The organism is Candidatus Limnocylindrales bacterium (assembly GCA_035571835.1).
Classification (GTDB): domain Bacteria; phylum Desulfobacterota; class Binatia; order UBA1149; family CAITLU01; genus DATNBU01.
Map to the genome: position 1 here is coordinate 146,817 of DATNBU010000045.1, position 12,034 is coordinate 158,850.

A 12,034-nucleotide genomic window follows, 5' to 3' on the forward strand; every position below is an offset into this window, starting at 1 on the left:
GCGCTGCGCTTCGTACCGGCGTCGGACGCCGGTGTCCTGGTCATGCAATCCTCAGCAGCGCCGAAGATCGGCGCGGTTGGCCGCATCTGTTCTATGAGGGAGGAATTTCTTCAATGATCCAGCCGGGAAGAGCGCTCGTCGCTTCCTTTTTGCTCGTCGCAACCGTGGCCGTCGTTACGGCGCGGGCGGACGATTCTGACGGCGCGTCCGCGACGGTCCCCGTGCAGACCAACATCGTCAACGGGATCCCGACTCACCTGCAGCCGACGACCGGTGCGCTCCTGTTCGTCGGACCGGATCTGAAGAACCAGTTTCTCGATTGTTCGGCGGTGCTGATCGGCTGCCGCACGGCGCTGACCGCCGCGCACTGTGTCTGCGAAACGGCGAACAATGCCGCCGAGTGCCTGAACGATCTTCCGAATCTCGACGTGGCCGATCTTCGCGTGTTCTTCCAGCACAGCGGTTTTCATCACGTTCGCGAGATCTACATCGATCCGGCCTACGTCGCGGGAGTCGGCGGCGACCTGGCCATGCTGCGACTGTCCGAGCTCGTCACCGGCATCGAGCCGTCGCCTTATCATCGCGGCTTTCCGACCTCGCCGGACCACGGAACGCCGGGCCTGATCGCCGGCTTTGGCGACAGCGGCTTCGACAACCTCGACGAAGCCATCAAGCGCGTCGGATCGATCGAGACTGCGGCGTGCGTTCCCGGCACCGGCGTATTCGAGCCGGCCAACATCTGCTGGAACTTCACCGGCGCGGTTTCCAAGCCGGGCGACGAAGCCAATCTGTGCCTCGCCGACGACGGCGGCCCGCTGTTCATCGACTACGGCAACGGTCCGGAAGTGGCGGGCATCCATGCCGGCGGCGGCAGCACATGCGACGTCGCCGGATATTCGTACGACACCAACGTCGCGCGAGCGCGCGACTGGATCGACGAAGTCGGAGGCCTCGACGTCAAGCGCGACCAGTGCAGCGAGCTCGGCGAAGTCGGCGAGCCGTGGGTCAAGGTGCAGGGCGGTGAGGGCAACCTTCCGAAGAACGAGGACGAGAAGCTGTTCTCGTTCATCGTTCCCGAAGATGCGCTCGTGCTGCGCGTATCGGTCAACGGCGATACCGATCAGAACGGCGACTACGACATGTTCGTCGGACTCGGCCAGAAAATCCCGACGCGTCTCGACAACGACTGCCAGGCGCGCGGGGTCGGCCAGTTCGGCTTCTGCTCGTTCGAAGAGACGGGGACCGATCACGTCAATGTCCTGATCCGCCGCGCGCGTCCGCGCATAGGCACGGGTCACAGCCGTTTCCAGGTCACCGTCACGGCGTATCAGCAGAAGCCGCCGGCGGACGATCCGCCGCGTGGTCCCGACAACCTGCGTTATTCCGTACGGGGTCCGGGCCTTCGCACGCTCACGTGGATCGACGATTCGAAGAACGAAACCGGCTTCGAGCTGCAGCGCCGGCCCGGAACCGATCCGCTCGCCGCGTTCACCAGGCGCGCGACCATCAAGGCCGACAAGCAGCTTTATCTCGAAAGCATTCCCGACGACCAGGTCTTCACGTACCGCATTCGCGCGTTCAACGGTTTCGGCTCGTCGGAATGGTCGAACATCTGCGTCGTGAATCTGCCTCGCATGCACCGTCCGACCAGGCTGCACGCGACGGCGCTGACTCCGGATGCAGTCACGCTGAAATGGCGCGACAACAGCAACGGCGAGAGCGCGATGGAGCTTCAGCGCCGCAAGTTCGGCTCGCTTGCATGGAAGGCGATCAAGGTGCTTCCGTCGGATACGAAGGGCTACGTCGATACCGGGATTACCGAAGGTCAGACCTACCAGTACCGCGTGCGTGCGCGCGGCTTCCTCGACGAGTGCATCCCGCACTCGCGGTTCTCGAACGTTCTCGAGGTGACGGTTCCCGCGCCCTGATTGCGGCGTTTACGGCCGGCCGGTCACGGCCGGCCGGATCGGAGCGCGTCTTCGATGATGGCGCACATCTCGTCCATCGAACCGGGTTTCGCGACCAGGTGCCGCACGCCGGCTTCGCGAGCCTTCTCGCGCATTTCGTCAGTGACGTATCCCGACGTCACCATGACCGGGAGGTCGGAGCGAAGCATCGAAGTCTCCGCCGCGACCTGCAGGCCCGAGATCCTCGGCATGTTGTAGTCGGTGACGACGAGATCGAATCCGGAAGGGTTTTCCTTCAGCGCGGAGAGGGCTTTTTCGGGTTGCACGAAGCCGCTCACGCGGTAGCCGAGGCCGCGAAGCATGCGTGATGCGAGGTTGACCATCGCTTCCTCGTCGTCGAGATAAAGAATCGATCCGCGCGCTTCGGCGCCGGCGTTGGGCCTGGAATCCGAAGGTCTGGAGGCCGCTGCCTCAGGCGTGCCGGCGGGATGCGCGCCGGTCACCGACATATGGACGCCGATTCCGTCGGGCAAGGATGCACGCAGGATCCGCGTGAGGTCCTCGGCGATGGTTTTCCATTCGTTCGGGTCGGCGGCGATCGTACGCCCTCGACGCAGCGCAAGGATCTGCTCGACCAGTCGAATGCCGTGGCGCCCGGCCTTGGTGATCTCTTCGAGACTCTTCCTGACGGAGCTCGACAGGCCCGGGTCCATGGATGCGAGCTCGGCGTTGCCGAGAACGATTCCGAGGATGTTGTTGAGCTCGTGTACGACGCCGCCGGCGAGCGAGTCGAGAGCCGGGGCTGCGCCCCGTTCGGCCTGCTCCGATGGCGGCTCGTGTCCTCCGCGCGCGTCGCGAGGTGTCCCGGAGCCTTCGCGTTTCGGGTCGTCGTTCCCCACCGGCGTGCTCCTTCCCTCCCGGAGACGGCTGCGAATCCAAGGAGCACAACTACGCTTCGGTGAATGCTGACGCGAGTGCCGGCGCAATGCCGGGCGCGGTCGAGCATCGGCGACCGATGCATGAGCCGCAATCGGGCTACATCACGGCGAAGTAGTTCGTTACGGCGAACTCGACGGCATCGTCGGTCATTGCCGGCGGCACGTCGTGGTAGCTGCAGTAGCTTCGGATCTGAAGCATCAGGTCGCGCGGATGGCAGCAGCGCATCGGGCGGCCCGTTGCGACGAAATAGTTCTCGATGAGGCGATCGATTCGCTCCGGCGTGGGATCGATCCCCAGTCCGGGCGCGACGACGCCGCAGATGCGGCGAAACTGATCCGGCGTCGGATCGGTGACCTCGATCTTGTACGGGAGCCGGCGCAGGAACGCCTCATCGACCAGCTCGCGCGGGATCAGATTGGTCGAGAAAACCACGAGCTGGTCGAACGCGACCTGGATTTTCTTGCCGGTCGGCAGCTTCTGGAAATCGAAGCGTTTTTCGAGCGGTACGATCCAGCGGTTCAGGAGCTCGGCCACCGGCATCGCCTGGCGCCCGAAATCGTCGATGAGCAGCACGCCGCAATTGCTCTTCATCTGCAGCGGCGCCTCGCTCACGTTGCTGACCGGATCGTGACGAAGCTCGAGCTGATCCATCGTAAGCTCACCGCCGACGACTACGGTCGGGCGACGGATGCGGACCCAGCGTGCGTCTTCGAGCGGCTCGCCGAGCACAGGAGAATCGTCGTTGGTCACTTCCTGGTGCAGCACGGGATCGAAAAGACGGATGCATACGCCGTCGGCGAGGATCGTGCGCGGAATCCACAGATCGCTTCCGAAGCAGCGAACGAGCCGTTCGGCGATGCTGGTCTTGCCGTTGCCCGGCGGGCCGTAAAGGAACATCCCGCGGCCGGCGTTGACGGCCGGACCGAGCCTTTCGATCATCTCGGGCTGCAGCGTCATGTCGGCGAACGCTTCGCGCAGATGTTCCGCGCCGATGCGCTGGAGAGTCAGACTTTGCGCTGCCACAGACGCAAGGTAGTCCTCCAGCGGCACCGGCGCTGTCTCGGAATACGTGCACGTCAGCATATAGCGCCGCGCGCGTTCGGCGCCGGCGTCGGTCAGCACGTATTCGTAATCTCCGGCGGCAGCATTGCGCTTGTACGCGAGGAACAGATCGTTCTTCAGCTGGGAGAGGATCGGCTCGACCATGCGGTACGGCAATCCGGTGGCGTGACCGAGGCGCCGGCCGCACGATGCGCCGCGAACCAGAAGGAAACGGCAGAGGAGCTCTTCGACGAAGTCGCGCGACAGTCCGGCGTCTTCGAGGCTCGTCGGTTTGCGCGGCCAGAACCCGGCGACGTCGCTGGTGCGTCTGGCGAGCTGGGCAGCCGCGACTGCACTGAGACCGCCACTGGTGTCCTCGGCGTCGGGCGGCGTCCACGCCGGCTGCGTCTCGAGAGGACGCGTGCTCATGCCGGTTACAGATACGGCGGGACTGACGTCGTCCAGAAGTGACGAGAAACGGGCGATGCTCATTGGCTTTCCCTGAGTATGGAGCGAGTTTTCGTGGGATACGTCCGCGAATACCGCGAGACGCATCCATCGAACGCTCAGTCGCGCATTTTCAGAATCCGGCAGACGCTGCGTGCGACGCCGGTGCGACCGGGCGGCAGCGCCACCAGATCTCCGTCCCGCTGCGTCTCGGCGGCGGGAAGGCTTGCGCGACCTGGCGGTAATGCGAGGACCAGCTCGCCTTCGCTGTGAGAATCAAAATCGAAAGTATGGTCGAAACTGCGGCTCGACTGCATGACCGATTCCCCGTTGGTACGCCGCTTTCGGACTGCTTGCGCCCGGATGGCGCACGTTTCGGCAGGCCGGATGGACGGCGGCGACCGGCGCGCATCCTATTGAACGCTCCCCCGAAGGGATATGGGGAAATTCCCGCGTGAGGGCCCGGGAAGTCCCCGCAAGCCCCGGGCTCCGATCGGCAAGCCGCAGGGACAGCCCGGGTAGCAGCGACCGCCGCACCACGGATAGCGGCGGTCGATCCGGGAAAATTCGCAGAGGCGGCGGGAATATCAGGTCTGGCGCGCCGGCCCTGCAGAGGCGGGGTCGCAAAGCCCGGCAAGGATCGCGAGCTTGACGAGATCCGGTACCGACGTCGCACCGAGTTTGCTCATGACGTGCGAGCGATGTTCCTCGACGGTCTTCTCGGAAAGGCCGAGCTCCATCGCGACCACTTTGTTCGCCTTGCCGTCGACGACCGCCAGAAGCACCTGCCGCTCGCGCGGAGACAGCTTCGCGACGAGTGAACGAACAGCGGCGACGCGCGCGTCGCGTCCCTTTTCCACGCGCGAGGTCCGAAGCGCACTTTGCACGGTATCGATCAGGGCCTGGGCCGAAAACGGCTTTGGAAGAAAGTCGTGCGCGCCGAGCTTCATGGCTTCGATCGCGACCGGAACCTCGTCGACTCCGGAGATGAAGATGACCGGCGGCGTGACGCCGTGATCGCGCATGCGGCGGACCAGCTCGATGCCGCTCATTCCGACGAGCCGGATGTCGACGACGAGTGCGTCGATTTTTTGGGCGTCTAAAGCGGCCAGGAGGGCAGCCGGACCTTCCCATCCGATGCACTCGATACCAACAGAATCGAGAGCTCTCTGGACGAGAACTCGAATTCCTTCGTGGTCGTCCACGACGTGGACAACGCCTGGACTGGAGACCGTGTCTTCCATTGCGGACATCCTGGATCCCGCCACTGCTCGATCGAAACGGTCCCGGCCAGGAGACACGAGCGGTGCTTGCGTTCGGTTGATCAATCCCCGCTGCAGACAATTCCATTCGCGGACAAAAACGACAAGCCAATTCGCGCACCGCCGGGGCGATTGCTTCGCATTGCTGTGGCCTTGCGGCAGCGCGACGACGCGACGCAGCGCACGGGGCTGTGCGAACTGCGGGTCGTTATGCCGCGGATGATCTTGCCCGACCCCCGCACGTCGATACAAACGTCGCGTGCGCTTTCTTCACTCTGCCGACTGGCATCTCGGGCGAAGCTTCCTTGGCCTGTCGCTGATCGACGATCAGGCGCACGTGCTCGAGCAGCTCACTCGCGTGGCCGTGGAAAGCAAAGTCGACGCGGTGCTGCTGGCCGGTGACATCTACGATCGCTCCGCGCCGTCTTCCGATGCCGTCAGCCTGCTCGACGAGACGCTGACGCGCCTCGTGCTCGAGCACGGCATCGCCGTGATCGTGATCGCCGGCAATCATGACAGCGGCGAGCGTCTGGCGTTCGGGTCGCGCCTTCTGTCGGGTCGCGGACTGCACGTGGCGGGACTTGCACCGTGCGTGGTTACGCTCGACGACGAGCACGGTCCTGTCGACATCGTTGCGATCCCTTTCTGCGAGCCGTCGGCGGCGGCCGGACGCTCGGGCGACGACGCGATCGCCGACCACGATGCGGCGCTTCGCGCCGAGATTTCGTGGGCCTCGAGGCTGCCGTTCCGCGGCAACGGCGGCGCCGGCCGGCGCAAGGTGGCGCTCGCACACGCGTTCGTGGCCGGCGGCCATGCCAGCGAATCGGAGCGACCGCTGGTGCTCGGCAACGCCGCGCTGGTTCGATCCGACTGCTTCGATTCTTTCGCGTACGCAGCGCTCGGACACCTGCACAGGCCGCAGCCGGTCGGTCGTCGCGAATGTCGCTACAGCGGCTCGCTGCTGAAGTATTCATTCGACGAAGCGGCCCATCGAAAGACCATCTCGCTCGTCACCATCGGTGCCGCCGGCGCGTGCGACGTCGAGGAGGTAAGCCTTTCGGCACGTCGCGACGTGCGCGTTCTCGAAGGCACGCTCGACGAGATCCGGCGCGCGGCGGCGACGGACAGCTCGCGCGACGACTACGTGATGGTCCGCCTGAGCGACCGCGGCGCCGTGCTCGATTCGATCGGCAAGCTGAGGGCGATCTATCCGAACTGCCTGCGCGTCGATCACGCCGCATTCTTCCGCACCGAGCCCGGCGCCAGGCAGGCGGTCGATCTTCGCCGGCAGGACGAAGAAGAAATGTTCGAGGCGTTCTTCCTCGAGGTGACCGGTGAGCGCGCCAGCGAACAGGAGCAGCGCGCATTCTGCGATGCGCTCGCCGCGGTCCGGCGGTCGTCCTGATGCGCCCGCTTCGTCTTACGATGCAGGCCTTCGGTCCGTACGCCGAACAGGTCGAGCTCGACTTCCGGCGGCTCGAGAACCGCTCGCTGCTGCTGATTCACGGCCCGACCGGTTCCGGAAAGACGACGATTCTCGACGCGATGTGCTTCGCGCTGTTCGGCGAAGCCGCCGGTACCGATCGCAAAGGCAGGGATGTCCGGAGCCATTTCGTCGACGCGCCGGTCGCTACCGAGGTCACGCTCGAGTTCTCGCTCGGTGACGCCTTGTGGCGCGTCCGCCGCATCGCGGAACAGATGCGCGAGGGCGGTGCCAGAACGTCGAAGCCCGGCCAGGCCGCACTCCAGCGCCTTCTGCCCGACGGCGAAGTCGAGCTTCGGGCTTCGAAGATCCGCGACGTCGACGCAGCCATCCGTGAGCTGCTCGGTTTCGAGGTCGAACAGTTCCGCCAGGTCGTCATGCTTCCGCAAGGCGACTTCCGGCGCCTGCTGGTCTCCGATTCGAAGGATCGCGAAAAAATTCTCGAGCGACTCTTCGAAGCGGAGCGCTATCGCCGCATCGAAACCGAGCTCAAGCGCGCCGGAGCCGTGCTCGAAGCCGAGGCTGCCGAAGGCCGCATCCGAATCGAGGAGCTGCTGCGCGTGTGCGAAGCCGCGAACATCGACGAGGCGCGCGCGCGACTCGCCGATTGTGAGGCGCGCAAAGCGGCGAACGACGAGCAGGGTCTGGTCCTCCGCTGCCAGCACGAAGCGGCCATCGCAGCGCTGGCCGAAGCGGAAAAGGGCGTGGCTGCGTGGAACGAGCACGACGCGGCAAAACTCGCGCTCGTGACGCTCGAGAACGAATCGACGGCGTTCGGCCGCAAACGCGAGGAGCTCGCCGCTGCCCGCCGGGCACAGCAGGTCGAGCCGCTTCTGGAACGGCTGACCAACGCCGCCGCGTCGCTCGACAAGGAACGGCGCCGCGTCACGGAGGCGCAGGGCGCGCACGGCAACGCGGTGCGCGCGTTCGAGGCGGCGTCGGCGGTCCTCGATCGCGAGAACGCGCGAAGCGAGCAGCGCGAACGACTCGCGGCACGCGTGCAGCGTCTGGAGCAGGCGAAGAACACCTCGGGCAGGCTTGCCGATTCGCGGCGCCAGATCGCCGGTTGCGACGCGGAGATAGCGGCCGCGGCCGCGGCGAGCACTGCAGCCGCCCGCGACATCGAGCAGTCGCAAGTCTCCATCGATGCGGCCGACGCCGGGATCGCCGCGCTCGAGCCGCTGGTTCGCGAGCTCGAGAAACGCAGAAGCGCCGTGGGCGAACGGACGCGCGTGCTCGGCGTAGTACACGACATCGAGCGCACGCGCTCGCAGCTTTTTCAGCAGACGATCGCCGCCGGCGGCGCGAAGAAGCGCGTCGACGAAGCCGAACAGGACGTCGCGACGTGCGCAGCCGCGGAAGTCGACGTCCTGCGGCGCTGGTTCGACGGCCAGGCCTCCGTCCTTGCCGCGCGCCTCGAGCACGGCGCGCCGTGCCCGGTTTGCGGATCGACCGAGCATCCCACGCCGGCCGCATCCGATGGCGAGGTGCCGCTCGAAGCCGACGTGCATGCTGTGCGGGCCCGAATCGGGGCCGCACGCGTGCTGCTCGAGAGCCGCCGCCGCGAGCTCGACAGCGACACGGCGAAAGAGGCCGACCATCGCAGCAGGATTGCGGTCCTCGAAGGATCGCTCGGCGACGAAGCCTCGCTGACCGGCGAGGCCGCAGCGCGGGCGCTCGCCGAAGCGGAGCAGCGTCTGATCGAAGCGGGCAAGGCGCACGCGCGCAAGTTCGACCTCGAAACCGAAAAGCGCGCGCACGCGAGTACGATCGAAGCGGCCAGGCAGGCGCTGGCCGCCGCAGAGACGCGGACGGCCGCAGCCAGAGAAAAGCTCGCCAGCGAAGCGGCGCGCGTCGCCGAGCTCGAACGGTCCATCCCGGAAGAAGCCATCGGCAGGGACGTCGCTGCGCTGTTCGACGAGGCCGTGCGCGACGAGACGAATGCGCGGCGTGCGTTCGACGATGCACGGACCGGACATGCCACGGCACTGCAGGCCCGCACCTCGGCGGAAGCGTCGTTGCGGTCGGCCGAAGCACGCGTGCGCGATGCCGACGAGGCTGCCGCGTCGGCTGGCAGCGATTTCGACAGCGCGCTTGCGACGAGCGGCTTTGCAGGCCGCGACGCGCTCGACGTCGCCAGGCGCGCGGCCGGCGCGATCGAAGCCCTGGAAGCCGCGCTTCGGCGTTTCGACGCTACGCTTGCCGCCGCAAAAATCCGCGCAGAGCGCGCTGCTGCGGCAGCGGGCGGTCGTGAAAAGCCCGATCTGGCCGCGTGTCAGCAAAGCGCTGCGGCTGCACGCGCAGCGCTCGACCGGAACCTCGACGAGAATGGGCGTCTCGGCGAAGCGCTCGCATCGATCCGTCGCAGCGTGAACGCGCTCGGTGAGATCGCGGCGATCGTCGAGGCCGCGGAGCGTCGTTTCCTGTCGGTCGGACGCGTCGCGGCGATCGCCGACGGACGAAACGAGGCCGGCATATCGCTCGCGCGCTTCGCGCTCGGCTCGCTGCTCGACGACGTGCTTGCGGCAGCAACCGAACGCCTTGCCCGCATGAGCCAGAACCGCTTCGCGCTCGTGCGCGCCGGAGATCGCCGCGACCGCCGCCGCAGCGGCGGGCTCGACCTCGAGGTCTTCGACTCGCACACCGGTGTCGCCCGTCCGGCGGCAACGCTGTCCGGCGGCGAGGGCTTCCTCGCATCGCTGGCGCTCGCGCTCGGGCTTGCCGATATCGTCCAGGCCCATGCCGGCGGGATCCGTCTCGATACGATGTTCATCGACGAGGGCTTCGGGACGCTCGATCCCGAGGCGCTCGACCTCGCGATGCGGACCCTCGAAGACCTGCAGGCCGGCGGGCGTCTGGTAGGCATCATCTCGCACGTGCCGGAACTGATGGAGAGGGTGGGCGCCAGGCTCGAAGTCAGCGCCGGGCGTCGCGGCAGCACGGCCCGTTTCGTATGCTGACGGCCCGGCGGGCGGCGCCGGCACCACGGCGATGAAAGCTTTGCTCACGTTTCCACTCGGCGGCCGAAGGTTCACGCAGCTCTTCGTCGCAGCGCTGATTGCCGGGCTGGCGATCGCCTACGCGAACGGCTTCGGGATCGGCTTCTATTTCGACGACAGTTACGGGATCCAGGAAAACCCGGCGGTCCGAAGTCTCGCGAACATCCCGCGCTTCTTTTCGGATCCGTTCACGCTGACCACGGTGCGCGAGAACGTCGACATCCGCCCGGTTCTGGTCACGACGTTTGCAGTCAACTACGCGATCTCGGGAAACAACCCGTGGAGCTATCACGCGTTCAACCTGATCGTGCACCTGCTCACCGCGCTGATGGTGTTCGTGCTGGTGCGCGACCACATCTGGTGGCCGGCTTCGCGCCGCGGGCCGGACGGAGGCGCGCGTCTGCCGGCGGCCGCTGCTGCACTGTTCTTCGCGCTCGCGCCCATCAACAACCAGGCGCTGAATTACATGTGGGCGCGTTCGGCGCTGCTGTGCACGGCGTTCTACGTCGCGGCGTTCCTTGCAATCATGAACCGGCGCGTCTTCGCCGCAGTGCTTCTCCATGTGCTTGCGCTGCTGACCAAGGCCATCGCACTTACGCTTCCGGCTGTCTTCGTCGCGTACGACTTTCTCTATCGCGACCGAAAGCGGCACCCGACGCTGCGCGCGTGGCTCAGGGACTGGAAGGAGCTGATTCCGCCGGTTGCGCCGCTGGCCGCGATCAACGTCGTCTACCTTTTCTTCCGTTCGAGGATGCTTCCCGACTGGGCCAACGATGCGCTGCACGAGCCGTGGGTCACCCCGTGGATCTGGTTCATCAGCCAGTGGTCGGCGCTGCTGCACTACGTGCGAATCTTCTTCCTGCCGTACGGTCTGTCGGTGGACACGGATTTTCCGTACACGATGCACGTTGCCGAACTGCGGGCATGGGGATCGCTGATCGTGATCCTCGCGTGGGTCGGGCTCGCGCTGCGCTACTCGAAGAGATACCCGCACGTCGCGTTCGCCACATGCTGGTTCTTCATCACGCTTGCGACCGAGTCCACGTTTACGCCGCTTTCCGAAGTCGTCAATGACCACCGGCCGTATCTCGCTTCGGCGCTCGGCCTGAGCGTGCTCGCGGCGTGGCTGGTTGATAGCGCGGCAAGGCTTACCGCGAGGATGACGGGTGGAAACCGGCGCGTCGTGTTTGCGGCCATCGTTGCGGTGCTCTGCGTCGGTGCGGCGGCGCTGGGCCATCGCCGGACATGGCAGTGGTCCGACGAGCTGCGCCTGTGGGAGTCGACCGTCGCGGCGAGCCCGAACAACGGGCGCGCGTGGATGAACGCCGGGCTGGCGTCGATGAATCGCGGCAATCTCAAGGAAGCCAAGCGGCGCTTCGAGAAAGCCCGTGAGCTGATGCCCACGTATCCGTACCTGCACATGAACCTGAGCACGCTCGCGATCGCGGAAAAGCGCCCGAAGGACGCCGTCGAATCGGCGCGCCAGGCCGTACGATTCGCACCAAAGCTTGCGCGCACGCATTTCTATCTCGGCGTCGCGCTCGACGAGCAGGAAAACTACGCCGAATCCGTGCAGGAGTTCCGGCGCGCGATCGAGCTCGATCCGAACGATTACAAGGCGCGCCAGCTTCTGGAAAAAGCCACGTCGCTGCTCGCGGCGCAGGATGCCGCCAAGGCCGAAGCCGCGATGATGTCCGAGGGCCTGCGCCTGCTCGACGTCGATCACGACAGCGCCCGTGCGATCGCCGTGTTCCGCTCGCTGCTCGAACGCAATCCGGAGCACTACGGCGCGACGTTCCAGCTCGCCCGCGCGCTGGATACGGCCGGCAAGCAGGCCGAAGCGCGGCCAGTGTGGGAAAAAATGCTTACGCTCGCGCAGCAGGCGAAGGATACGCAGACCGAGACGAAGGTGCGCGAGCGGCTGGCGAAGAAGGCGACCTGAGCGCTGCTCCGGTT

General features: G+C 66.2%; 7 protein-coding genes. 4 read left to right on the forward strand and 3 right to left on the reverse strand.

The annotated features are described in order from the left end of the window. Positions 1-113: 113 nt before the first annotated feature. Positions 114-1,928, forward strand: a complete 1,815-nt coding sequence (locus VN634_21885; GenBank protein HXC53553.1) for a trypsin-like serine protease — start codon at positions 114-116, stop codon at positions 1,926-1,928. A 23-nt stretch (positions 1,929-1,951) separates the two neighbouring features. Here the strand turns inward: VN634_21885 and VN634_21890 are convergent, their stop codons facing one another. The 3 genes from VN634_21890 to VN634_21900 form a co-directional block, all read right to left on the reverse strand. Beyond that, positions 1,952-2,806, reverse strand: coding sequence for a response regulator (locus VN634_21890; GenBank protein HXC53554.1), 855 nt, complete (start codon positions 2,804-2,806; stop codon positions 1,952-1,954). A gap of 136 nt (positions 2,807-2,942) precedes the next feature. Beyond that, positions 2,943-4,379: a hypothetical protein gene (locus VN634_21895; protein HXC53555.1), complete on the reverse strand. Its 1,437-nt coding sequence runs from the start codon at positions 4,377-4,379 to the stop codon at positions 2,943-2,945. Between the two features lie 542 nt (positions 4,380-4,921). Continuing rightward, the gene (locus VN634_21900) at positions 4,922-5,578 is read right to left on the reverse strand and encodes a response regulator (GenBank protein HXC53556.1); all 657 of its coding nucleotides are present in this window, start codon (positions 5,576-5,578) and stop codon (positions 4,922-4,924) included. A 277-nt stretch (positions 5,579-5,855) separates the two neighbouring features. Here VN634_21900 and VN634_21905 point away from each other — a divergent pair, with 277 nt between their 5' ends. Genes VN634_21905 through VN634_21915 form a run of 3 tightly spaced genes read left to right on the forward strand, consistent with a single transcriptional unit; the run spans position 5,856 to position 12,020 of the window. Continuing rightward, on the forward strand, positions 5,856-7,001 hold the full coding sequence (locus VN634_21905) for an exonuclease SbcCD subunit D (protein ID HXC53557.1): 1,146 nt from the start codon (positions 5,856-5,858) through the stop codon (positions 6,999-7,001). Continuing rightward, positions 7,001-10,039, forward strand: a complete 3,039-nt coding sequence (locus VN634_21910) for an SMC family ATPase (GenBank protein ID HXC53558.1) — start codon at positions 7,001-7,003, stop codon at positions 10,037-10,039. The genes VN634_21905 and VN634_21910 overlap by 1 nt, the downstream gene beginning before the upstream one ends. A 31-nt stretch (positions 10,040-10,070) precedes the next feature. Further along, positions 10,071-12,020 (forward strand): tetratricopeptide repeat protein, encoded by a 1,950-nt coding sequence (locus VN634_21915; GenBank protein HXC53559.1) that lies wholly within the window; start codon positions 10,071-10,073, stop codon positions 12,018-12,020. Positions 12,021-12,034 lie beyond the last annotated feature (14 nt).

Bases quoted from the DNA above. Each gene is read 5' to 3' on its own strand.
- VN634_21915 (HXC53559.1), top strand. From the start codon at position 10,071: ATGAAAGCTTTGCTCACGTTTCCACTCGGCGGCCGAAGGTTCACGCAG.
- VN634_21895 (HXC53555.1), bottom strand. From the start codon at position 4,379: ATGAGCATCGCCCGTTTCTCGTCACTTCTGGACGACGTCAGTCCCGCC.
- VN634_21910 (HXC53558.1), top strand. From the start codon at position 7,001: ATGCGCCCGCTTCGTCTTACGATGCAGGCCTTCGGTCCGTACGCCGAA.
- VN634_21900 (HXC53556.1), bottom strand. From the start codon at position 5,578: ATGGAAGACACGGTCTCCAGTCCAGGCGTTGTCCACGTCGTGGACGAC.
- VN634_21885 (HXC53553.1), top strand. From the start codon at position 114: ATGATCCAGCCGGGAAGAGCGCTCGTCGCTTCCTTTTTGCTCGTCGCA.